The following is a 23,804-nucleotide window of genomic DNA, read 5'->3' as shown; positions in this document are numbered from 1 at the left end:
TAAGTTTTATAGCTCTAAAACTTTGTAACATTAGTGACATTTCTATGTTAAACATACACAATTTATCTATAGCATTTCAGGGAGAATTCCTTTTCGAAGATATTACCTTTAAACTTGGCGCTGGAGACCGGGTTGGACTTATTGGAAAGAATGGAGCGGGTAAATCTACAATGCTCAAAATTCTTGCAGGGGAATTAGATACAGATGGTGGGCAGATTGCAATGGATAAGGATGTTAAAATTGGCTTCTTAAAGCAGGATATAGATTTTGTTTTTGGTCGAACAGTGCTTGAAGAATCATATGAGGCTTTTACTGAAATTAAGGGGATTGAGGCTCAAATATCTGCCATAAACAACCAATTGGGAGAGCGTACCGATTATGAAAGTGAAGCATACCATAAGTTAATGGTCGACTTAAATGAATTGCAACACCAGTATGAAATTTTAGGAGGTTATAATTATCAGGGAAACACCGAGCGTATACTTCAAGGGTTAGGTTTCAAACGAGAGGATTTTAACAAACTTACAGATACTTTCTCCGGAGGATGGCGCATGCGTATTGAGTTAGCTAAATTGTTACTTCAAAACAATGATATTTTATTATTGGATGAGCCTACGAACCACTTGGATATTGAATCGATAATATGGTTGGAAGGGTTTTTAAAGCAGTATCCAGGGGCTGTGGTTATCGTGTCGCACGATAAAATGTTTTTAGATAACGTAACAAATCGTACAATTGAAATTTCCTTAGGACGGATCTACGATTATCCAAAACCTTATACGAAGTATCTAACTCTTAGAAATGAAATTAAGGAACAACAGTTGGCTGCCCAAAAGAATCAGCAAAAGCAAATAGAGCAAACCGAAAAACTTATAGAAAAGTTTAGGGCTAAGGCATCAAAAGCTACTATGGCACAATCGCTCATTAAAAAACTGGATAAAATAGAGCGTATAGAGGTTGATGAAGACGATAATAGTGTAATGACTTTAAATTTCCCGGTATCTGTAAACCCTGGGAAAGTCGTGGTAGAGGCAGATAATGTATCTAAAAGTTATGGGGACAAAAGTGTGCTTAGTGGGATTGATTTGTTGATAGAAAGAGATAGTAAAACTGCCTTTGTTGGACAAAACGGACAGGGAAAGTCAACATTAGCCAAAATTATAGTAGGGGAAATTAAATACCATGGCCACTTAAAGTTGGGACATAACGTTCAGATTGGTTATTTCGCACAAAATCAGGCAGAGTACCTAGATGGTAACAAAACAGTTTTGGATACCATGATAGATGCTGCCAATGAAACTAACAGAAGTAAAGTGCGTGATATTCTTGGTGCATTTTTGTTTAGGGGGGAAGAGGTGGAAAAGTATGTTAGAGTCCTATCTGGGGGAGAACGAAACAGGTTGGCATTGGCAAAACTAATGCTACAGCCATTTAATGTGCTGGTTATGGATGAGCCTACCAACCACTTGGACATAAAATCAAAAAATGTGCTGAAGGATGCCTTAAACAGATTTGAAGGCACTCTAATATTAGTGTCGCACGACCGTGATTTTCTTCAGGGCTTGACAAACAAGGTATATGAATTCAAAGATAGACGAATAAAGGAATACCTGGGTGATATAGATTATTATTTAGAAGAGCGTAATGTAGAAAACCTGAGAGAAGTTGAAAAAAGAGAGAAGGAAGATAAAGCTCCTAAAGAAAAGAATTCTGCTAGCTATGAAGATCAGAAAAAGTTAAAATCACTGAACAATAAGTTGAGTAAGACTGAAGCTAAAATTAATGCCCTTGAAAAAGAAATAAAAGACATTGATTTATCATTAGAGACAAATTATGATCAAGTAGTATCTGACCCTGAGTTTTTTAAAAAGTATCAATCTAAAAAAGATAAGTTGCAGGATTTGATGGAGGAATGGGAAGAAGTGCAAATGAAAATTGATGAATATGGTAGGTAATTCTTAAATTACATGCAATTCATCGAAAAAAGATTGTTTTTAGTCGGATTAATCTGTAGTTTTAGGTATAGCAAAATTAATCCCTATGAATCGAATAAGCTTAACCATAATACTATTTCTTTTCACTTTTATAGTATCCGCCAATATATCTACGAAGGAAAAAAATGCACTTATTAACTTATACCATTCAACCAATGGTGAGTATTGGACCACTAAATGGGATTTAAATTCTCCGGTAAACTCATGGCATGGTGTAACTATTGAAAATAACAAGGTAGTAGACCTAAATCTTCAGTATAATAATCTTGACGGAACATTGCCAGCCTCAATTGGAGATTTAATTTTTTTGAGATCCATTAATTTGGGGTTCAATAAAATTAGCGGGACATTACCGGAAAGTTTAGGTAATTTAAAAGAGTTACGTTCCCTTTCACTTTTTATGAACCAGCTACAAGGTCCTATTCCCCAAAGTTTAGGGCAGTTAATATCTCTCGAACATTTAAAGCTTTTCAGTAATCAATTGTCTGGAAATATACCAAATTCCATTTGTATGTTATACAATTTAAAATCACTTTTACTTGGGAGTAATATGTTAACTGGAAGTATACCCCGCAATATTTATAAACTTAAAAACTTAAAGTCTTTAAGTCTTATCGACAACAATCTTAACGGGTCTATTCCTGCTGAAATTGTATCTATGCAAAATTTAGAGGAATTACTATTGGCTAGTAATCAATTGACGGGGGCTATCCCAAGTGGTATAGAAGCTATGCCTAGTCTAAGGACGATTATGCTAAGTGACAATAAACTCAATGAAGATCCTACTAGTATTATAGATGGAAATCCTTCAAATATGGAATTACAGATTCATCGCAAGTCGATAATTGTAGACAACGATTAATCCATATAAATAAAGTTTTGAAAAGGCAAATGAGGATGTTTTTCGTTTGCCTTTTTGTATTTTTAATTATGGAACTAATTAGTCACGATTATCAATGTCCTTATTGTTGGCAAACAATAACTGCTCATATCGATTCATCGGTTAAAACCCAACAATATATTGAGGATTGCAGTATTTGCTGTCGTCCCATACAGATAACCGTTACAATTGAAAGAGGTGAAGTAGGAAACTTTGATGCTGTTGGAACAGATTTTTGATTTTTTTTTCAATAATGCTTGCAGGAATAAAAAACCATTGTATATTTGCACCACAATAGCGCGGGATAGAGCAGTAGGTAGCTCGTCGGGCTCATAACCCGAAGGTCACTGGTTCGAGTCCAGTTCCCGCTACAAAGGACAAAAGTCAAGTATAACAAACGGTTTGGAGTTGCCAAACCGTTTTTTTATGCCTAATTTTACCGATCTTGTCAACAATGCATATGAAAGTGCATATGGAAATGCATATGATTTGTCCTTGAAAAAGAAGTATTCCAAACCGAAAATCTACACAGCAAAAGGCGACCTAAGCAAACGATGGTACGTCTATTTTTCTTATCGAGATCCCCAATCTGGGAAACTCAAAATGCAGACTCCATTTTACGGCGAAGCCAACAAGTATAAGACCAAGGAAGAGCGCTTGGCGGCATTGGGAATTTACAGTAAAGTAATAAGTAAACTTCTGTCGGAAGGTTACAACCCCTATGGGGATAATACCGAGCGTTTCTATGCAGGCCAAGAGGCTAAGGGCGCCGTTGTAAATAAAGAGCCAATCCCTGTAGTGAAAGTTGAAACTGAAAAAGCAGTTGCAGAGATAAAAACCTCACAAGAGATCAAAGAGACCGAAAAGGGGCAGAGCTTCATAGAAGCTCTTGAATTCGATTTAAACCTTAAGAAGAGACTTCTTCGGGAAAGTAGTTTAAGATCCTATAATAACCATCTTAGTATGTTTAGGAGGTGGATGAAGGATAACTATCCCCAAGTGAAGTTTATAGTTCAGCTTGATAAGAAGGTGGTTTTGGAGTTTTTAAATGATGTTTTGGATAGGACTTCAGCAAGGAATTATAACAATTATCGGGCAAGCCTGAGTAGCATGATGGGTACTCTTGAAAGCAACGATAAGGTTGCGAGCAATTTTGTAAAGAATATCAAAAAGCTCAAAACAGACCCTAAAAGAAACAAGACATATAGCAGGGAAGAGCAGGAGAAGATATTTCAATACCTTGAAGGTAATGATCCATTGTTGCTCCATTTTATCAAATTTGTTTCCTATAGTTTTATGCGTCCAATAGAGGTGTGTAGATTAAAAGTAGGTGATCTTGACCTAAAGAACAAGACCCTTAGCTTTAAGGCCAAAAACAGTCCCTTAAAAACAAAGATTATCCCTGATATACTAATTGATGAACTACCAGACCTTTCCATCTTAAAAAAGAAGGATTCACTGTTTACTCCAAATGGGATGGGAGGTGTTTGGGATATCACTCCCGACCAAAAGAGAGGTTATTTTACCAAACGTTTCAAGAAAGTGGTAAAGGATGAGTTTGGTTTTGATGAAGACTACGGAATCTATAGCTTCAGGCATACCTTTATTACGAAACTATACAGACAAATGTCCCAAAAAACAAATCCACATACAGCAAAAGGAAACCTAATGTTAATTACTGGGCATACCTCAATGGCTGCCCTTGAAAAGTATCTAAGGGATATTGATGCCGAATTGCCAAGTGATTATTCTGAAATGTTAAAGAGTTAATTATGCAAGATGTACAGTCTATGGAAGAGATTCTTTTAGATCTTGGGAAAAATCTTCTTAGGTCCTTGGTATTCTATATTCCCAATAGTCTTTCAGAGTATTTGGATGAAGAAGGAAAGGTGCTTTGGGAAGAACATGCCAACAGATTGGTCTTGATTGAAAACAATGGATCGAACTATTTTGTTGAAGATAAACTGGCCTGTCACCACATCATGTCCAAATCTATGTTGCTAAGTGATAATCTGTTCAAATTAATGGAACTGAGAGGTGAGTTGAAGGAAGAGAGTCTGGGCTATCTTTTGAAGAAATATGGACAACAGGTTGAGGGCTGTGTGTTGATGAGCCAATGGTTTCTTGATAATTGGCAGCGTGATATCCCTGAAATTACCAAGGATCAACAGAAAGCATTAGATGTTCAGCTGAAAAGCTTTCAGGCGCATTTTGATGAGTTCAAATCCCATTTTGGAACCTATATCTTGGACAAGAAAGATGTGAATGAACTTCGTCATGAGGTTTTGGAGAAATGGAAAAAACAAATCTTCCCAAAAAATGTTGCCACTGTCTTGCCTACACCTCCTAAACAGAAACCAAATAAAGTCACTAAAAGTGAGGAGAGAAAACAGCGTTTAGACAAGGTAAGGGAGATTGCAATGCTCAACGCTAAGGAACAGATACTCTCCCAAATCTTTAAAGTTAAATTTAGGGAAGCTTAAAAACTATTTTAGTCAATTTAGATTATATGGCAAGGAAGTAAAAAAATGATTCAAAGAAGCAAACACAAATTTTAGAATATCAAGAAAGATTAATACCTATGGGACGTAAACCAAAATTAGAAAATTCAGATCCGTCTATTAACTTCCGTTTGCCAGAGGAATTAAAACGCAAAGTAGAGAAGGAGGCTCAAGGAAGCACAATGACGGTGTCCAAATATTTAAGGAAGCTGGTAGGAGAGGTGATGGACGGAACAATATGTGAAGAGGTTGAAAAGAATAATGATAGGGATAACTTTTTAAGGTCTTTAGAGTTTTTAAAATTGGTGGTATGGATTTACTCTAAGAAAGGAATTAACTATGAATGCAAAGAAAGTTTGGAAGAATTAGGTGGCTATTTGAAGACATTGAAAAGTGTTGATGAATACCTGCCCAAAGAGATATCCGCAGAATTTGAGAAGGTTCTTTTCGATGTTTTAAGGGTTAAAAGTGAAAAACAAGAAGAGTCATACAGACCAGACTTCAAATTTAGTAAAGGCTATCCTCTTCAGCAATCATTTGACTATACTAAATGGGAGGAATATATGCTAAAAACTGAAGGTGAATATGAAGAATATATAGTAGTGTTAGATTAAAAAATAGTTTGATTTTCTTGTGATATTTTACGTGATATTTTTGTGATAAAAAATTATCAAAAAATAAATTTAGATTTTTCAACCGTTGCGGTTTGTTGTTTTATGTAGTAAATATAGGGTTTTAGGGGGGTGTCTATGTAATCAATAACCGCTTCTGATTTTTTTTTTTTGTGATACAATATTTATTGGTTAATGCTAAAGTTGTGTTTCTTGTAATGCTCATTCTAGGTTAAATAAAGAAAAATAGAATAAAGTTTTTTCTCTAAGCTTTCGTTGTCATTAAAAGTTAAATTCATTTCGTTACAAGGGTGATGAAAGAGGGGAGTGGTTTTCTACTCTAGAAAAAAGGAAAAATAAGAATTATTTTTCGAGTCTTATTTTTAGGGAAGGCTACAGAAAGGCTTCTTTTCTATTACAAATAATGTATCTCCCTGATTCACTTCACTGTGTAAGCCAATATTAACCTGCTTTACATAACCGCTTACCAATGGCGCTACAGGCAAGATCAAACCCTTACCCGAGCCTGATCAGTGCTTGGTGTTAGCCTATCCGACAACACATACCAAACAAATAGTAAGATGGTTGCTATTAAGGTATAACGCGTTATTACTTTGGTTGCATTTTCTTTTTTTACAGATTTCCCCATCTAACCGTGTATTTTTTTTGTGAATTTTTGGATTAAAGAATACATCATCGCTGTGGTCCACCCAATTAACATAATACCATTAATAGCTTCAAAACCAGATAACAATCGCCAATTATTATTTAAAGTGATGTCTCCATAACCCAAAGTAGTAAACGTGACTATAGAAAAATATAACGCTTCATAAAAGTCGATAAAATGGTCAGTAGTTGCAGGATTTAAATAGTATCCCAATGCCCAAATAGCTGTTTGGACAGTATGTAAAAATGAAAAAGCTAAAAAAGAGAGGATTAATAATTTCAAAATATCATTTCTGCTTAACTCTTTGCTATTTATGTAATTGGTTACTTTATTTAACCAAACTAAGTTGCAATAAGCTTGTAGTAAAACACTTATAGTAATTAAGAAACATCCAATTAAAAGCAGACTGATCATTTAGTTTTTACTATAACTAGGAGGCTTAATTTTTTCATGAGGTTAAAGACAAAACTTAAACGAATTCAACAGTCTAACCTTTAATTTCATAACTAATTTAATAAATTTAACGTTTACATTAGAAGTTGTTATTTTTTTCAAAATACGATTGTTTCCTAACATTTACCACGGTAAAGGGACGACAGGTGCTATTTGAAAACGTATTTGGTGCTGAGGTCCAAAATTGTCTGGAGAGGCCAAATAGTACCAATATTGCACACTTAATTTTACGGGCATTTTACCAAAACGGGTTACTTTATTAACACCTGTGCCTATTGGAAAAGTAAACTTATTACCTTTAGAGGCTTTATGATTATAAGAAAAGGTTGGTTGCCCAGTTATTTGCCAGGCGTTTTTTAAATTATACACATAAAAATATTGTCCGGCTGTAACACTAGCGGTTTGTTTACCTGCGGTATTTGTCCAGAGATCATCAGGAAGCACGGTTGTGCTTGATACATCAGAATCAATACTATTCAGGCTCCACGAATGACTAAACATTATTCCCAGTACCCCCCAATCATACATTTTAGCCACCATAACTTCTGGGCCTAACATGTTGTAATTGGATCGTAAACTTTTGTCTGAAGCTGTGCGAAAGCTCCCGAAAACTCCAATAATCCCTATGAATTTAGAAGGCCAAGTTTTTCCTAAGGCGACATCTGCACTAATGTTTCCGAGATTTATACCTTTTTGTTCAAAACCGTCAATCCCATATGTGGGCTGACTTAAATACAAGGGTATTAAAGGTCGTACAAATAGGTTAACCCCTTGTGAAAGCGGAATAGGGAGGCTTGGCTGAAAATTCAATAGCGCTCCGGATTGCTTATTAGCATCTGGTAAATCGCCATCATAAAACACAAAATCTATAGGAAAAGCCATGGTACCCAATGTGGTATTGGGGTTAGATAATTCTTTAGCAATGTCATCATTACTTTTAGGTTCCTCAGAATCCTCCTGTGCCCAAATTGAATTGGAGACCAAAAGGATCAATAAAACTGATAATAAATAATTGATTTTTTTCATTTTTTTTTAATTTTTAAAATTCAAATTTAGCCATCGTTTGTAGCCTTCGGGCAGCACCATAAGCATCATTGGTTGTGCGTTGTTCTCCCCACATGTATTCAGCACCAATAGAGAAGTTCTTATCAAAGTGATAAATGAGATTTGCATGTCCAATCCCCCCCCGTTTTATGGAGAAAGGTGCTCTGGAGTCAGGGGAGTCCAACCAGCCGTAAGCATAATGGAAATTTGATTCCAAACCTGGCGCCCATCTGTGCATAAATCCTATTGAAGCCGATTTGGCCAAAATAGGGTCAAGTTTTCCCTCAGCATTTAATACGGCATTGGCATTACTACCAATATAGGCAAGGATATTTTCACCATAAGCATCTCCATAGTTAAAATTAAAGCACACGTAATTATTGTCACCTATGTACTGCCTACCTGCCACAATGACTTCCCATTGCAGGGTTTGGTCTGAAGGGCCTATAGAACCACCATCCCATCTCAATTGGGCAAAACTTGCACCGGTCCATAAAACCCCCGTTTTCCACTTGTAGTCCATTCTAAGAGCCAATAAGGGTAATTGTAAATTAGCTTGTCCTTCTAATCCATTGGGATTCTCAATACCCAGGAAACTTTGGTATTCAAGCGCAGCAGCAATCATTATTTTATCAGACACCTGTTTTTGATACCTTACTTGAACCGATCGCCCTCCAGAAAGAGCATCGCCCGAAGCAAAGTCAATCATAAAAGGCATTGATTGTAGAAAGGATAGGGTAGTCCAAGTTTGCCCTATGATAAAATCACCTGCCGTGACATAGGCATGCCGCAATCTAAATCGATTACCGTCAGAAAAAAAGTCACCTTCAATAAATAATTGCAAAGGGATTTTGTCTTCTGCAAATCGTCTTATATCAATATTGAAACGTGTTTCCTTTGCGATAAAAGAAAAGTATCCCTCATTATCATATTCTGGCTCACCACGTACGGGAATGGTGGACATCAAAAACTGGCTTTTATCTGTTGTTCCATCAAAATCATACAAAAAGTCTGCCTTAAAATACCCCCCAATTTTCATTCTTAAATCGGTACCAAACATGGGCCAAGACCCAAGAAAATCATTATTAGCCAAACCTTCTTTAGCCGTCTTTAAAATATCTTCTTTAAGATCCTTATCAGGTATTATTAATTGGCCTTGAATAGAATCGTTTACAGTTTTCTCTTGAGCCCAAATTTCTATTGGGAATTGAAACATAATTACTACGAATAAAAAAATATAATTTCTCAATGCTCTAATGTTTGTAGTTAGTTATAATTTAAAAAATTGTATTAAGCATTACTCTTAAAATGATTAATAAATTTAATTTACTCCGTTCCCCTTTTTTTGTGTTTTTTTAGCAAATAAAGGTTCTGTAAAGAACATTAACCCTAATTCTAAACCCGCACCATAAGAACTGTTGAAGGCATTGGAATAAGTTAATGCAGCTACCCATTTTGGGCTTTCCCATCGTACGCCTGCACGATAGCTAAGAGGAGCCTTTGCTTGACCAGCAGTCCCAAAAACTTCACCTACAATGGCCGATTGTGGAATAACATTATAAATAGCTGCCCTAGAACTATAGGTAAAACCCCAAGCTGTATTCCCAGACTGCTTATGGTCTAAATTAACGGTTCCACCCGGTAATAGATCCCATAAAATGGAATTATTGGCAAAGGCAAAAGTTGCAACACCTACAGCCCACCAAGAATTAAAGCCGCTTGTCACCTCTCCTTGATCCAAATGTTGTGGAAATAAGCCAACACCACCTAATACTGCATAACCTGCCGTTTCCGATTCATTTTGATACAAACGGCGTTTCAAATAAAACGAAGGGTTTAAATACGATTCCGAATTGGTTCTAGGGTCATCGTAATAATAAACCAATTGAGTATTGAATTCCCATTCCGGTAAAATTGCCAAGACCCCATAAAACTGCGAATATTCTTTTCCTGCAGTAGCCACCAAGGTGGCCACACCTTGTGGTGCCACCCACTGGTTGTCACCTACAAATTGTTGAGCGTTTATATTACTGATAGAATAAAATCCTAAAACAAACATCCATAAGAGAAGCTTTTTTAACATATATTCATTTGAAATTTGTTATTATTATGTTCATGTTCTAGGTATACCTTTCATTTTACTTTTGGCTTAAGAAAAAATCCTATGCTCATAGTAAAAATACCGGCAATTAAAAACCCAATCCCCATCCAAGAGGTAATGGTCAACATACCTACTATTATATTATTGGTTATGCAAAAACCAAAAATAACAGTAAGTATACCTAAAAACATGCTCCATCCCCAACCGGGATAACCCTCTTTTTTTTCTCTAAAAGAATAACTAAAAGCCAACACACCATGGATGATAAGCCAAAGACCAACTACAAATGGAATCGTTGCTGCAGTAAGACCTGGATTAGACAACAAGACAAAAGCAAAAATCATTTCTAAAATACCAACTGCCAGACCCCATCTCCAATTGTCATAAAAATTCTTCACTTGTATAGCACCTACAATCTCAATAATACCAGTAATTAAAAGGCTTATGCCAATGTAAAGTGCTAGTCCTACTATTGTATTTAGGGGGTGTCTAAAAATTAATATAGCAAGAATAATCATTACTATGCCTCTTAAGACTTCAAGCCACCAAAATTTGTTTAAATCTTTCATTTTTGTACTTGTTTAAATTAATATGTTTATTAATATTGATTTAAAGGCAAATTTTTAAATCTAACTTTTTTCAATGTATTGAAAGTCTTCATGTTCTCATTGAAGGTCATCATTAACTATTGTTCTACAATATCATTTTTAACGGCCTTGCCCGGATAGACACCCTCGAGTACTTTTGAATCTTTCACCACTACAGTGCCATTTACAACTACATAGGGTATACCTGTAGAAGGCAATGCCCCTTGTTTAAAAGTGGAATTATCCGTCACGGTTTCTGGATTAAAGATTGTGATATCTGCATCTTTCCCAACTTGCAGCCTGCCTTTCTGAGACATTGATTTTGCGCCATTATCTTCCAGCCATTTTGCTTGCATAATGGTCATTTTAGAAATGGCCAGCATCAATGGCATCAGTTCTTTTTCGCGTACAAGTTTTAACACCTTGGCATGGGTACCTGCAGCACGTGGATGCCCGGATACGGACTCAAAAGGTACGTCAAAATCCATTGCCGACTTTCCTGTTTCCGGGATTATCATGGGGGGTGCATCGCTTCCCACTACCGTTCTGGGGTCGGACAATGCACTAAGCATGCCTTCTTCTGAGATACCACCAAAAATTACCTGATCTTGCGGGCTATTTTTTATCATTTCCTCATAACGTTCCTTCGTTAATGGGTTCATGTTTGAAATCTCGAACAGATCACCGTAGTCACGACCCATGTTTCGCTGATAAGTTTCAGGCTTTAAATAATCAGCAGATACAATGGTTTGTCCCTGGTAATAAGGGTAGATTTCAGCAAGAACCTTCATTCCTTTATTTTGAGCATCCTCGATCAGATCCAAAACAGCAGGTGTGAGATCCAGGGTTTGCTGATGGACATGGTGGACATATAAGCCACCACCATAAACACCCACATTGGCCAGGAACTCCTGTGTCCCCAGGATACCGGTTGTGGGCGGCATTTGGCTGGAGAACCGGCCATGAATGTAAACCGCTAGGTCATATTTTCCGGCTACCTGTTGCCACATAATCGTTTCTTCACTTTTTGTTCCATTGGTCATGTAGCCAGGTAAGCCACCAATCCCGAGGCCTCCTTGTTCGACACCTTCTATAAACATCTGTCTCATTTCTTCTAACTGTTCTGGATTTACCAAAAGGGTTGCAAATTGAAGATCAGGGTTACTTTGTGTCTCGGGATTGGTGATATCCATAACGAATGAACCTGAATTGGTATTATAATCGGGATGTGCAACCTTTTCTCGAATTCCTGCAGTTGAAACTGTGGCGCCATAGTTGGTTTGTGAACGTCCTTCCAGCTGTTTGTACCACATATCAATCGGGTAGCCGCCTGCTTCCATCTCTAAAGGAGTTGTAACACCATCGCGCAGAGCTATCCTTTGACCGAACGGCGTATTTGCTATATGATTATGGAAATCAATGAATCCCGGGGCCACAACGTGTCCCGCGGCATCAATGGTTTCTTTTCCGGAAATAGACTCCTCTGTAATCAGGGCTATTTTGCCTTCCAAAACACCGACATTCCGTGCCTCGTCGAAATTCGTTTCAGGGTCCATGACACGACCATTTAATATCACAAGGTCAAACTCTGTATCTGGGGAAAACCCAGTTTCCGTAGTTGATTTATCTGTTTTTTCACCACAGCTTGTGATCAATGTCATGCTGAACAGACAAAATATGAAAAGCCTTGCAAGGTCTTTGATTTTAATAAACTTCATAATAAATTATTTTTTCGGTTAAATTAATCAAGGACCGCATTACGCACAGGTTGTCCTGGATATACTCCCTCCAATACTTTAGAATCTTTGACGACTATTGTACCATCCACTATAACATAAGGAATGCCTGTAGAAGGTAAACCGCCTTTTGCCATGGTAGCATTATCGGTGACTGTTTCTGGATTGAAAATGGTAATGTCAGCATCTACACCTTCTTGAACGCGACCTTTACGTGTCATTTGCTCCACCCCATTATCTTGCAAAAATTGAGCTTGCATATAGCTCATTTTTGATATAGCCAACATGAGCGGCATTAGATTTTCCTCACGAACCAGGCGTAACACTTTTGCATGCGATCCAGCTCCCCTTGGGTGACCTTGTAGGCTTTCATAAGGACTATCCCATTCAAGAGCCAACTCACCCGTTTCAGAATTAGTCAAAGGTGCGGCATCAGACTCTATCATGGTCCTGGGATCCGCTAAAGCTTCAAGCATAAGTTCTTCGCCAACTCCACCAAAGATAATAGACGCTCCAGGCTGGGTTTTTATTAACTTTTCATAACGTTCTTTGGTAAGCGGTTTCATGGTAGCAACCTCTATAATATCTTCATAGCTGCGTCCCATATTTCTTTGATAGTTTTCAGGCTGGAGATAGTCGGCACCCACTACTGAAGCCCCTTGCCAGTAGGGATAAATGGCGGCAACTGTCTTCAATCCATTATTTTTACAGGCTTCAACTAAGTCTATGGCCGATGGAGTTAAACCTAAAGCTTGCTGGTGAATATGACTCACGTATAAACCACCACCATAGGCCGCTGCATTGGCCAAGAATTCTTGAGTCCCTAAAATGCCGGTAGTTGGTGGTTGTTGACTGGAAAACCTACCATGCAGAACGGTTGTAAGGTTGTGTTTTCCTATTAACCTTTGCCACATCATTGTTTCCTGACTCGTAGTACCTCTTGTCATATAACCCGGTACTGCACCCAGACCCAGCGCGCCCTGCCCAATCCCTTCTGCAAGCATTGCTTCCATTTCATCAATTTGCGCCGGAGTAGGAAGAAAGTTTGTTAGCGACATACTGAAACCGCTTTCGTTATGGGGGTCAAATGCATCCAGAAGTATAGAAGCTGTATTAGATTTGTAATCCGGGTTTGCCAGAATTTCCCTCACTGCCGCAGCCGATACGGCAGCACCATAATTTGTTTGAGATTTCCCCTCCAATTTAGCATACCAAGCCTCTACCGGATAAGCACCCGCTTCCATATCAAGAGGTGTTGTTACCCCATCTCGAAGACTTAATTTTTGGCCAAATGGGAAATCGGAAATATGTGAATGAATATCAATAAACCCTGGCGCAACTACATGTCCCGTAGCATCAATGGTTTCTTTTCCAGAGATTGACTCTTCAGTTATCAATTGAATAACCCCTTCTTTAATACCAACGTTACTTACTGCATCTAGACCCGTTTCGGGATCCATCACACGGCCATTAAGAATGACTAAGTCAAATAAAGTTTCAGAAGAGACCTTCGATTCTGTATTTGTATCATTAGTCTTATCGCCACAACTTGTTAACAATGTCATACTAAAAAGGCACAGTATAACAAGCCATGAAAGACCTTTAGAATTTATAAGCTGTTGGTATAGTATCATGATAATGTTAGTCAATGATGTTTTTATAAATTTTTCCGTCTTTCATGATAAGCACAAAGTTGTTTTCAGGATCGGCTACTAAGTTCAAATCTTTCAAAGGATTACCATTCACAATAATTAAATCAGCATAGGCTCCTTGTTTAATTACTCCCAAAGGACCTTCCTTATAGGGATGTCTTGGACCCGATAATTCCATCATTCTAGCATTTTCTGAGGTTGCCATCTTTAATGCTTCATATGGGGTGAACCAACGTGTTAGCTTAGCAAGTAATTTCCCCTGCTTGGCAGCAGCCTCTGCACTCATAAATAAATCTGTTCCGTAAGCCATATTCACGCCTATTTCTTTTGCAAGCTTGTAAACGTTATCCGTTCCTTTTGTTACCTCTGCAAACTTCCTGTTGGACTCTTCGTTAGGAAATACATCCGCATCCTCATCGTTCAAAATGGGCTGTGTGCTCAACCATACATCATTATCTTTCATCATCTGAAGTGTTTCACGGCCCATAAGCATCCCATGTTCAATGCTTTTAACTCCAGCTTTTACCGCCGTTTGTATGGCGTCGTCCGTAAAGATGTGAGCTCCTACATAACTATTGTAGCTATTTGCAACGTCAACAATGGCCTTCATTTCTTCCAGCGAATACTGGCGAACATCAATTGGGTCATAATGGGAAGCAACGCCACCGCCCCCTGCAATCTTTATTTGAGTAGCCCCCATCATAAATGCTTCACGGGTGCGCTTACGAGCTTCTGCCTCTCCATCAGCGATGGCAGTCATACCAACCTCTTCCCAATAAGACATGTTGCCAATTCTATCGGGTATTTGATTGATAAGTCTGTAGTCAAAATGGCCACCGGTCTGGCTAATCATGGGACCAGAGGGCAAAATACGTGGCCCAACCACTAATCCTTCATCAATCAACCTTTTGAGACTAAATACATTTCCTCCCATATCTCTTACAGTAGTAAAACCTCGCATTAAGGTTTTGGGGGAGGCAAGAGTACTTATTATTCCGACTTCAAAAGCATCTCCAGAAAGAACAAAACTCATGGGCAGCTCGGCCAAGGCCATGTGCCAATGCACATCAATAAGTCCTGGGATAACGGTTTTCCCCTCTGCGTTTATGACAGTAGCACCTTTAGGGGCTTTAATACTGCCACCTACTTGCTTAATCAAATTGTTTTCAATAAGCACATCGCCATCGATTAATTTTTCATTGACACCATCAAAGATCTTGGCATTTTTGATGAGGGTTACTGATGCTTTATCCTGACCATAAGAGGTCAACCCCACGGCCATTAGAATTACAGCTAGGAATAGTTTAAATAATGGTTTCATAATAATTTTAGTTTAAAGTGTTTTTATAAACTTTACCATCCTTCATGATGACAACGAAGTTCTTTTCCGGATCCCCGATTAATTCAAGCTTATCAAGAGGGTTACCATCCACAATGATTAAATCGGCATAGGCTCCTTCTTTAACAACCCCTAAAGGACCTTCTTGGTAGGGGTGACGTGGCCCACTCATTTCCAGTAATCGTGCGTTTTCAGAGGTATATATTTTCAAGGCCTCATATGGAGTAAACCATTTCCCTAAGCGAACCACATATTCGTTTTGTTGAATGGCTGTATCAGGACCAAAAAGATGGTCTTTACCAACCGCAATATTTACACCTACTTTTTTAGCCAGTGGAAATACTTTGTCAATAGCTTCTACAATACCTTCGAATTTGGTTTGACTTAAAGGATTGTCCCAAGTCATATCATCTACAAAGACCGGTTGAAGTGAAAGCCAGGCACCTTTTTCCTTCATTAACTTCAAGGTTTCTTCGGTTACAAAAAAACCATGTTCAATACACATTACACCTGCTTCTATGGATTTTCGTACTCCCTCATCTGTATATACATGTGAGGTTACATAAGTGTTATAATTGGTAGCTTCTTCTACCACCGCTTTTATTTCATCAGTAGAATACTCGGTTACATCTAGGGGGTCGAATTCTGAAGCTACTCCACCACCGGTTGTGATCTTTATTTGTGTGGCACCCATCTTTAAGATGTCTCGAGTTCTTAGCCTAACTTCATCTACTCCGTCCGAGGTCATTGCCATCCAATTTCGCTCCCAATAATTGGTGTAGGATTTATCTCTGGGCACTTCGCTTCTTCCGTAATAATCAGCATGACCTGAGGTTGGGCTCATGAATGGCCCAGAGGGAAGAATTCGGTGGCCCGGATATTCTCCGGCATCAATCAATTTTTTGATGGCGAAGGGATTTCCACCTGGATCTCTAACCGTTGTAAAACCACGTAGCAGGGTTTTCTCGGCTCCTGTCATACTTCGAATGGCAACCTCAGCCATATCCCCTTGGTTCAGAAACAATACTGCTGCAGGAGTGTAGGCGTAGGTAGTATGCCAGTGGGCATCGACGAGGCCAGGAATGACAGTTTTACCTTGAGCGTCTATTATATCGGCGCCTTTGGGCGCTTTTATAGAAGCCCCAATAGTCTTGATTAAATTGTTTTCGATAAGAATATCGCCAACAATCAATTTTTCATTAACGCCATCAAAGATTTTGGCATTGGTGATTAGAGTGTTTTTTTTGATGTCTTGACTATAAGAAGTTAAACTCATAGTCACAATAGTGACAGCAATAAACAGTAAACGAGCTATTTTTTTCATAGTATTAAAAATTATTCATTAGTAGTGTTAAATAACCTCTTAATAAGAGAGCTTTTTGATATTATTTATTAATTGTGTTTTTGTACACTTTTCCGTCTTTCATGATTACCACAAAATTTTTCTCAGGATCTCCTACTAAATCAAGATTTTTTAAGGGATTGCCATCCACGATAATCATATCGGCATAGGCTCCTTCAACAATTTTGCCCAAAGGGCCTTCCTGGTAAGGATGACGAGGGCCACTTAATTCCAAGAGGCGTGCATTTTCAGAGGTGACCATTTTCATTACTTCATAATTCGTAAACCAAGTACCCATTCTTACCAAATAAAGGCTTTGTTGCCAGGCTTTTGAAGGGTCCATTAATTGATCGGTTCCGAATGCAACATTTACGCCAATTTCCCTTGCCTTTTTGTAAACGTTATCTACTGCATCCGTGACTTGTTTCCATTTTCTTTCGCTAACCGGGCTGGCCCATTGCATGTCCTCTTCAAACATGGCTTGCGGGCTCAACCAAATATCTTTTTCTTTCATTAGCTTAAGAGTTTCATCGGAAGCGAAGAACCCATGTTCGATGCACTTGACCCCGCCTTCAATAGCGTTTCGTATACCTCGATCGGTCATTACGTGGGCAAGAACATATGTGTTGAAATTCTCGGCCTCTTCCACGGCAGCTTTGATCTCATCCAACGAATATTCACTAACGTCAAGTGGATCGTATTGAGACGAAACGCCTCCACCAGCCGTAATCTTAATCTGTGTGGCACCGTACTTCAGGATTTCTCTCGTTCGCTTGCGTACGTCAGGTACCCCATCCGAAATCATGGCCATCATGTTCTTTTCCCAGTAGCTCAACTCCGAGGTTGAATTTCTTGGATTCTCGGCAAATACATTGTGGAAATCTGCATGACCTGAAGTTTGGCTCATAAATGGACCGGACGGAAGGATTCGATGTCCCGGATATTCTCCCGCATCGATGAGTTTCTTGATTGTAAACGGGTTGCCACCCGGATCTCTCACTGTGGTAAAACCACGCATCAGCGTTTCTTTTGCACCAGTCATACTTCTTACGCCCACCTCAACCATATCGCCTTGATTCATCATTAAAACCGTCGCAGGTGTATACGCATAGGTAGTATGCCAGTGCACATCAATTAGTCCTGGTATGACTGTTCTACCTTCAGCATCAATTATTTCGGCACCTTTTGGTGCTTTAAGACTATTGCCAATCTGTTTTACGAGATTTTCTTCAATCAGAATATCGGTACCTTCAATGAGTTTTTCGTTCACGCCATCAAATACATTGGCGTTTTTAATAAGTATGGATGATGTTTGCTTTTGTTGACTAAAAGTCATTAAGCTAAAGAAAAGCATTAATAAGACTAAGTTTAATTTGTTGTTATTCATAATAAATAATGATTAATAGCAATGAGATTTATTTTTTAAGATCATCCAGATTATCAAATATGGTGTAGAAAAAGCCTATGGATTTACCGTATTCCTCAACAAGAATTCGTTCATTGACTCCATGAAACCCTTCGAATTCTTGGGTATTTTCCAATTGCAAAGCAGTGATAGTGTATACATCTGGTGCAAAGGGACGTGCCTGAAAATGCTTGGAGTCTGATCCGCCAATAACAAAGAAAGGAGAGACCATTAGGTCATTTCCCCAGATTTGGCGAATGGTTTTTTCCAGCATATTATAAGCGGGATTGCCTACTTCTGCAATATTTGTAGCAGGGGTAGAAGCAGAAATATCCTTTACCGTAATCCGATCGTCCTGGATGGCATCTTTTACGTGTTGGATAATCACTTCTGGCGTATCACCAGGCATAGGACGGAAATTCACAACTGCCGTAGCTGCCGGAGGTAACACATTGTCCTTGACTCCTGCATTGAACATGGATACGGCAATGGTGGTATGCAACATGGCCCTTGTTACCTGATTTTGCGACATCACATCGATAAATTTCTGTTCCATCGGAGTAATCTCATCGTCTTTACCAAAGGCAACGGCAGCGTACAATGGCTGTTGCTCTTCTGGTAATTCTGGTCCCATATAGCGGTATTGGGAACGCACCGCAGGATGTATGCGATAAGGAAACTGTGCTGCCTCCAATTTGGTAATGGCTTCGGCCAAAATACCAATATTAGATTCAGTAGGTGGCTGAGACGAATGTCCGCCAACCCCTTCCATTTTCAATTCCAGACTAATGAAGCCCTTTTGTGCAATGCCTATAAGGGCTGTATTCCCTTCAATTCCCGGAAAAATACCAGGTGTTAATGGCGCGGATTCGTCCATCACGTAAGCAAAACGCTTGATACCACGCTCTTCCAATACATCGGCAATATGTTTTGCACCTTCCGGACCGCCCACTTCTTCATCCTGGCCAAATACAAAATAGATGGTACGTGAGGGTTGCCAACCTTCTTTAAGTTTCATTTCGGCTGCTTCTAAAATGGCATGGATTTGATTTTTATCATCCAACACACCACGACCCCAGATGTACCCATCTTTTACAGTTCCGGCAAAAGGATCGACTTCCCATTGATCTCTGGAATCTGCCGGCACAGGCACCACGTCTTCATGTGCATAAAACAATGCAGGCTGTAAACTTGGATCTTTACCTTCCCAAGTGTACAATAAACTATAAGGTCGAGGGTCTCCAAGCACCTCTTTTTTTAAGGTCTTGTGCACCAAAGGATAGGATTCTTCCAAAAATTTGTGATAATCCAAAAATGCTTTGGTGTCAAAGTCGTTTCTATCCTGATTGGAAATAGTAGGGAAAGTGATGGCTTTGGATAAGCGTTTTACGGCACCATCCAAATCGACATCAACAGTAATTTGCTCGACACCCGTCATCTGCATTGAGGTGAAGTCGTCTAGATTAACAGTTTCTGAAGGTTTTTCTTCTTTAGTGGGTTGTTCTGCTTGTTGGTTGCAACTTATTAATATTAAAGCAATCAAAAGCATGAAAGGCGATTTTGTTTTGTTTGACATGACATTGTGTTTTAAAAAAAATAGAAGTGGAATTATTACATTTTGAACAGTTTTTTCATATTGACATTAAATAGACTTTTGTAGGTTAAATTCTGTTAATTTATTTTTTTGGGAATAAAAGAATTCTAATGAACCCTAGTTGACGATATGATTTATATTAGTTTTTTAGAAGTAATTTCTTATAGGAACACTTAATAAAGTTAATGAAAAAGTTTCACGCTTTGCTTCTTTTTGTGTGTAAAAACCTGTTTTTTAAGTGTTTGTTTTTTTTTTGTGGGATGAAATTGAATAGTTAAGTGAAATATTTGATAGAGGTGTAATATTTAAAGGAAGGGTAATGCTTAATTTAAATAAAGAAAAAAAACAGGAATGCAATCCAATACCAGTCAGGGTATCTTTAAAAAGATTGGATTACTCTTAAAACAGCTGAAGCATTTGTTTCACTTTCGGTGAACCTTGGACCGATTCCAAATTGTAATGAAAAACCACAGTTAAATTCGTAATGAAGTTGAGGTAAAACAAGTAATACCATATTGTTATCATCTATTTCCTGAAACGTAGCGTTTGTATTGTTTAATTCTATTCCAACGACTGTATTGTTATTAATATTGGCAAAAATAGAAGCGTTAAGGACAATTGTATAGTTCTTTTTTGGAGTATCGACACCAGATTCAAACATAATTCCAAACAAACCAATAGTGCTCCAAGTTTCATTGAATCTATAAGCAGGAACGTAAAGAAAATTGAGCTCAAGGATGTCATCGTGAGTGTACTTTTCACCAAGAACTTGAATACCGTGAATGTATTTATTGTTTTTAGAAGTCCCGATAGTCCATTGAATAGCCATTTTATAGGCTTCCAGATCAAAATTATTAAGAGGAAATTCTAATTCAACAGCAAAATTATCAAAGAGTGCATATTCTATTTCCGGAGCCCAATCCACACCTCGGTTAGAGGCATCATTCAAAGGGAATTCTGCTAAGGAATTAATTTCTAATTCTCCTTGTTTGGGACCCATACCTCTAATTAGATCAAACATTAAAGGTTCTGGAATACTAACGTTTTCTTCAGTTGGTTTTTCTTGACTAAAAATAGAGTGACAAAAAAATATTAAGGCCATTGTTGTCACTAAGGTTTTAGAGTGATCTATGGCATATTTGAAATTATCCAATTTTATTTTTTTGCATAAACCAAGCATTTATAATGAGGATAGAATGTTTAAACGTTACGTAAATATAACCATAAATAATGTTTATTCCTTTACACTTTTAGGTCTAATTATAAATTTCGCTTATTTGATTTTCTTATAATTTTATCCCAATGCATTTGCGTTTTGTTTAGTTGTGAAAATTTATTGAATCTAGCAGTGTCCTAAAAAGGGTAAGGCTACAAAATCAGAGGCATAATTTATAGCTTCCAATTTGGGATAAGGAATATTGCAATTTGAAATAAGATGAATTAAAATAATAAAGCGGAAGCTCGAACATAAAATTTCGAGCTTCCGCAAAAAGTAAAGGTTAGTTTGTGTAGTTAACTAAGTATGACTAACTGTATTATTTTTTTATGATTCTACGAACTAAGTTATCCCCATTTTCATTGGATACCTTAACCAAATACATGCCGGCAGATAATCCTGAAATATCGATACTGGTTTCTTGACTGAAGCTTTTTACGTGTTTCCCCATTATATCGTAGATAACTATGCTATTTGGCTGAGTTCCATTTTTGAAAGCGATATTTATAACATCTTTTGCAGGATTAGGATAAATGGTCATTCCAGATGAATCAAAAGTTGGGTCATCAATACTCAAAGTATCGTAGATAACATTGTAAGCAATAACACCTAAATCTGGAGTGGCTAAATAAGCGGTAAATCCAGTGCCATCATCAAGAAAATCAAAATCCATACTAAATGAATAGCTATTTAGTAAATCCTCTGCAGGTACCATTGTCCATGTGGTTCCAAAATCAGTAGAGAAATAAATTGCCGCATCAATATTTGTATGTGAATAAACAGCGGCTACTAAAACCCCAGGGTTATTTGGGTCATAAGCTACTCGTTGTACATTATTTGTTGTTAACACTTGACTCCAAGTCGCATAATTATCGGTTGATTTCCAAACTCCGTTAGAAGTCGCCAATACAAACTCATTGGTATTGTTTGCATTGTTGATTATTTCAAAAATAAATTCTGAAGTAAGATCTAGAGTTAATCCAGTACTAGAATTACTCCAAGTTGTACCTCTATCTAACGTTGAATAAATTTCACCTCCCAATCCAATTAATACTTCTTGATTATTAGAAGGGTTAACCCAAGTTGACCTATGTCTACCTTCTGTAGGTACCATGATATCAATTACGGTTGGATTCCAAGGGTCTGTACCTGTTACATCTACAATTTTAGTTCCACTACCAGAAAACACATCTAGTGACATCCATACCTCGTTAGTGTTAACAGGGTCTGGTTGCAGGTGCAATACGGGATCCCAAAAGCCTGTATAAAACTGTTGAAAGGATTGCCCATTATCTGTACTTATATTTAGGTACTTACCATTAAAATCTTCTGTAACTGAAAATAGACGGCCATATTGATTTTGATCTACAATATACCTTGCAGGTGAAGAACCACTTACATAATCAAGGGATACCACACCATATGTAGTTTCTGAACCACTAACAAGGTTTTGAGAAATTAATCCTTCTTGCGTACTGTAATATAAATACGGGTCTTCGGTGCCTTCATTTTTAGAAACTCCTACAGAATTAATGTAGGAATAAGGTGTGTACATGCGCTGCATAGTTACTCCACCATCCAATGATCGTTGTGGGTACCAATTAGAGGTAAACAACATTTCATCATTATTAAAAGGATTGAATGTAGCTGATAACCCAAAGTAGTAATTTGATGGGTCGAAATTATCATAAACGTAATTGGTCCAAGTTACACCTCCATCATAACTAATTGCAATTTCATTCGTCGCCAGAATAAATATCTCATCTTGATTTGATGGATTGAAAATAATTTCGTTAATACCTTTATCCCAATACGTATCAAAAGGGATACTAAGTTGAGTCCAATTTAAACCCCCGTCCAAGGTTTGGTAAACAGCTTCATCGTCACCCCAGCCAGGATTCGATCCAATAATCCAATGGTTGGCATTAAAAGGGTCTACTGCAACACCTACAAAAACGATGTTGGCATAATGTTCTGTCCAGGTACTACCAGCATCGTCACTTACTAAAAAGCCACCATTAACTCCATTTGCACCATTATTTCTGGTTAAGAATAATTGATTTGGATTGCTATAGTTTATTAAAACTTTATTAATTGCTATTAAATTATTCTGTATTTCATCGTAAACCATTGTCCAAGTTTGGCCGCCATCAGTAGTATAGTGAACACGATCATAAACCTCTAATCCAATACGATACCCTTCATTGTATAGCATAATATCGGTATTGGCTTCATAAATATTGTATTCTGCTACCCATCTATTGCTGGAATCATTATTCTCAGGCCTATTTATAGCAGTTACATTTTGTGTTGCTAATTCATAAATATGAATCGTTTCATCTTCAATATTATCAGTGTTTCTCAAGAAAAAACTTAAATGTGTGCCATTAACCATCCTTAATTCTTTAACAATTCCAGATGGAAACGAGTGAAGAACATTCCATGTAACGCCATTATCGTTGGAAACCAAAATGTGGTTGCTCATACTGGCAGCATAAACACGATTTTGTATGTTTTGATCGTAAACTAAATCGAATATTCTTCCATATTCATCTGATCCCAAAAACGAAACTTGCGAGTGAGAAACCACACTCCCTAGAATCAAAAATCCTAAAACAAATAATTTAATCTTTTTCATGTTGTACTTTTTTTGCATTGTGTCCTAAATTAAATTTCCTCAAA

19 protein-coding genes and 1 tRNA gene are annotated in these 23,804 nt (G+C 37.8%); 7 read left to right on the top strand and 13 right to left on the bottom strand.

Features of this window, described 5'->3' with window-relative positions; translation table 11 throughout:
• Positions 1-44: 44 nt before the first annotated feature.
• From PWU04_RS00920 to PWU04_RS00890, 7 genes are all read left to right on the top strand, one after another.
• Positions 45-1,955, top strand: a complete 1,911-nt coding sequence (locus tag PWU04_RS00920; protein ID WP_274473923.1) for an ABC-F family ATP-binding cassette domain-containing protein — start codon at positions 45-47, stop codon at positions 1,953-1,955.
• A gap of 85 nt (positions 1,956-2,040) precedes the next feature.
• Positions 2,041-2,856: a Two component regulator three Y domain protein gene (locus PWU04_RS00915; protein WP_274473922.1), complete on the top strand. Its 816-nt coding sequence runs from the start codon at positions 2,041-2,043 to the stop codon at positions 2,854-2,856.
• Between the two features lie 68 nt (positions 2,857-2,924).
• On the top strand, positions 2,925-3,113 hold the full coding sequence (locus tag PWU04_RS00910; RefSeq protein ID WP_274473921.1) for a CPXCG motif-containing cysteine-rich protein: 189 nt from the start codon (positions 2,925-2,927) through the stop codon (positions 3,111-3,113).
• Positions 3,114-3,172: 59 nt separating this feature from the next.
• Positions 3,173-3,245 (top strand) — tRNA-Met (locus tag PWU04_RS00905).
• Positions 3,246-3,300: 55 nt separating this feature from the next.
• On the top strand, positions 3,301-4,644 hold the full coding sequence (locus PWU04_RS00900; RefSeq protein WP_274473920.1) for a tyrosine-type recombinase/integrase: 1,344 nt from the start codon (positions 3,301-3,303) through the stop codon (positions 4,642-4,644).
• A 2-nt stretch (positions 4,645-4,646) separates the two neighbouring features.
• Positions 4,647-5,357, top strand: a complete 711-nt coding sequence (locus PWU04_RS00895) for a hypothetical protein (protein WP_274473919.1) — start codon at positions 4,647-4,649, stop codon at positions 5,355-5,357.
• Positions 5,358-5,455: 98 nt separating this feature from the next.
• The gene (locus tag PWU04_RS00890; protein ID WP_274473918.1) at positions 5,456-5,989 is read left to right on the top strand and encodes a hypothetical protein; all 534 of its coding nucleotides are present in this window, start codon (positions 5,456-5,458) and stop codon (positions 5,987-5,989) included.
• Positions 5,990-6,635: 646 nt separating this feature from the next.
• Here the strand turns inward: PWU04_RS00890 and PWU04_RS00885 are convergent.
• The 13 genes from PWU04_RS00885 to PWU04_RS00825 all read right to left on the bottom strand — a co-directional run bounded on the left by PWU04_RS00885 (position 6,636) and on the right by PWU04_RS00825 (position 23,760).
• A complete protein-coding gene (locus PWU04_RS00885) occupies positions 6,636-6,935 on the bottom strand; it encodes a potassium channel family protein (RefSeq protein WP_274473917.1) in 300 nt (99 codons plus the stop codon).
• 294 nt (positions 6,936-7,229) lie between these two features.
• Positions 7,230-8,132 carry a hypothetical protein gene (locus PWU04_RS00880; protein WP_274473916.1) on the bottom strand — a complete coding sequence of 301 codons (903 nt, stop codon included), beginning with the start codon at positions 8,130-8,132 and terminating at the stop codon, positions 7,230-7,232.
• Positions 8,133-8,145: 13 nt separating this feature from the next.
• On the bottom strand, positions 8,146-9,366 hold the full coding sequence (locus tag PWU04_RS00875) for a DcaP family trimeric outer membrane transporter (protein WP_274473915.1): 1,221 nt from the start codon (positions 9,364-9,366) through the stop codon (positions 8,146-8,148).
• Positions 9,367-9,471: 105 nt separating this feature from the next.
• Entirely contained in the window at positions 9,472-10,233 is a 762-nt protein-coding gene (locus PWU04_RS00870; protein WP_274473914.1) for a hypothetical protein, read from the bottom strand.
• Positions 10,234-10,283: 50 nt separating this feature from the next.
• Positions 10,284-10,820, bottom strand: a complete 537-nt coding sequence (locus PWU04_RS00865) for an HdeD family acid-resistance protein (protein ID WP_274473913.1) — start codon at positions 10,818-10,820, stop codon at positions 10,284-10,286.
• A gap of 116 nt (positions 10,821-10,936) precedes the next feature.
• Positions 10,937-12,556, bottom strand: coding sequence for an amidohydrolase family protein (locus PWU04_RS00860; RefSeq protein WP_274473912.1), 1,620 nt, complete (start codon positions 12,554-12,556; stop codon positions 10,937-10,939).
• A 23-nt stretch (positions 12,557-12,579) separates the two neighbouring features.
• Positions 12,580-14,208, bottom strand: coding sequence for an amidohydrolase family protein (locus tag PWU04_RS00855; RefSeq protein ID WP_274473911.1), 1,629 nt, complete (start codon positions 14,206-14,208; stop codon positions 12,580-12,582).
• A gap of 7 nt (positions 14,209-14,215) precedes the next feature.
• The gene (locus PWU04_RS00850) at positions 14,216-15,547 is read right to left on the bottom strand and encodes a metal-dependent hydrolase family protein (RefSeq protein ID WP_274473910.1); all 1,332 of its coding nucleotides are present in this window, start codon (positions 15,545-15,547) and stop codon (positions 14,216-14,218) included.
• Between the two features lie 7 nt (positions 15,548-15,554).
• Positions 15,555-16,889: a metal-dependent hydrolase family protein gene (locus PWU04_RS00845; protein WP_274473909.1), complete on the bottom strand. Its 1,335-nt coding sequence runs from the start codon at positions 16,887-16,889 to the stop codon at positions 15,555-15,557.
• 61 nt (positions 16,890-16,950) lie between these two features.
• Complete coding sequence (locus PWU04_RS00840; RefSeq protein WP_274473908.1) at positions 16,951-18,294, bottom strand: metal-dependent hydrolase family protein; 1,344 nt, start codon at positions 18,292-18,294, stop codon at positions 16,951-16,953.
• Positions 18,295-18,322: 28 nt separating this feature from the next.
• Positions 18,323-19,888, bottom strand: a complete 1,566-nt coding sequence (locus PWU04_RS00835) for a M20 family peptidase (protein ID WP_274473907.1) — start codon at positions 19,886-19,888, stop codon at positions 18,323-18,325.
• A 397-nt stretch (positions 19,889-20,285) separates the two neighbouring features.
• Entirely contained in the window at positions 20,286-21,008 is a 723-nt protein-coding gene (locus PWU04_RS00830) for a hypothetical protein (protein WP_274473906.1), read from the bottom strand.
• A gap of 433 nt (positions 21,009-21,441) precedes the next feature.
• On the bottom strand, positions 21,442-23,760 hold the full coding sequence (locus PWU04_RS00825) for a T9SS type A sorting domain-containing protein (protein ID WP_274473905.1): 2,319 nt from the start codon (positions 23,758-23,760) through the stop codon (positions 21,442-21,444).
• Positions 23,761-23,804: the final 44 nt, after the last annotated feature.

The organism is Mangrovimonas aestuarii, assembly GCF_028767185.1.
GTDB lineage: Bacteria > Bacteroidota > Bacteroidia > Flavobacteriales > Flavobacteriaceae > Mangrovimonas_B > Mangrovimonas_B aestuarii.
The sequence above is the reverse complement of the archived record's forward strand: the minus strand, read 5'-3'. Positions and strand labels throughout refer to the sequence as shown.

Bases quoted from the DNA above. Each gene is read 5' to 3' on its own strand.
- PWU04_RS00920 (WP_274473923.1), top strand. From the start codon at position 45: ATGTTAAACATACACAATTTATCTATAGCATTTCAGGGAGAATTCCTT.
- PWU04_RS00915 (WP_274473922.1), top strand. From the start codon at position 2,041: ATGAATCGAATAAGCTTAACCATAATACTATTTCTTTTCACTTTTATA.
- PWU04_RS00910 (WP_274473921.1), top strand. From the start codon at position 2,925: ATGGAACTAATTAGTCACGATTATCAATGTCCTTATTGTTGGCAAACA.
- PWU04_RS00900 (WP_274473920.1), top strand. From the start codon at position 3,301: ATGCCTAATTTTACCGATCTTGTCAACAATGCATATGAAAGTGCATAT.
- PWU04_RS00895 (WP_274473919.1), top strand. From the start codon at position 4,647: ATGCAAGATGTACAGTCTATGGAAGAGATTCTTTTAGATCTTGGGAAA.
- PWU04_RS00890 (WP_274473918.1), top strand. From the start codon at position 5,456: ATGGGACGTAAACCAAAATTAGAAAATTCAGATCCGTCTATTAACTTC.
- PWU04_RS00880 (WP_274473916.1), bottom strand. From the start codon at position 8,132: ATGAAAAAAATCAATTATTTATTATCAGTTTTATTGATCCTTTTGGTC.
- PWU04_RS00875 (WP_274473915.1), bottom strand. From the start codon at position 9,366: ATGTTTCAATTCCCAATAGAAATTTGGGCTCAAGAGAAAACTGTAAAC.
- PWU04_RS00870 (WP_274473914.1), bottom strand. From the start codon at position 10,233: ATGTTAAAAAAGCTTCTCTTATGGATGTTTGTTTTAGGATTTTATTCT.
- PWU04_RS00865 (WP_274473913.1), bottom strand. From the start codon at position 10,820: ATGAAAGATTTAAACAAATTTTGGTGGCTTGAAGTCTTAAGAGGCATA.
- PWU04_RS00860 (WP_274473912.1), bottom strand. From the start codon at position 12,556: ATGAAGTTTATTAAAATCAAAGACCTTGCAAGGCTTTTCATATTTTGT.
- PWU04_RS00855 (WP_274473911.1), bottom strand. From the start codon at position 14,208: ATGATACTATACCAACAGCTTATAAATTCTAAAGGTCTTTCATGGCTT.
- PWU04_RS00850 (WP_274473910.1), bottom strand. From the start codon at position 15,547: ATGAAACCATTATTTAAACTATTCCTAGCTGTAATTCTAATGGCCGTG.
- PWU04_RS00845 (WP_274473909.1), bottom strand. From the start codon at position 16,889: ATGAAAAAAATAGCTCGTTTACTGTTTATTGCTGTCACTATTGTGACT.
- PWU04_RS00840 (WP_274473908.1), bottom strand. From the start codon at position 18,294: ATGAATAACAACAAATTAAACTTAGTCTTATTAATGCTTTTCTTTAGC.
- PWU04_RS00835 (WP_274473907.1), bottom strand. From the start codon at position 19,888: ATGTCAAACAAAACAAAATCGCCTTTCATGCTTTTGATTGCTTTAATA.
- PWU04_RS00830 (WP_274473906.1), bottom strand. From the start codon at position 21,008: ATGGCCTTAATATTTTTTTGTCACTCTATTTTTAGTCAAGAAAAACCA.
- PWU04_RS00825 (WP_274473905.1), bottom strand. From the start codon at position 23,760: ATGAAAAAGATTAAATTATTTGTTTTAGGATTTTTGATTCTAGGGAGT.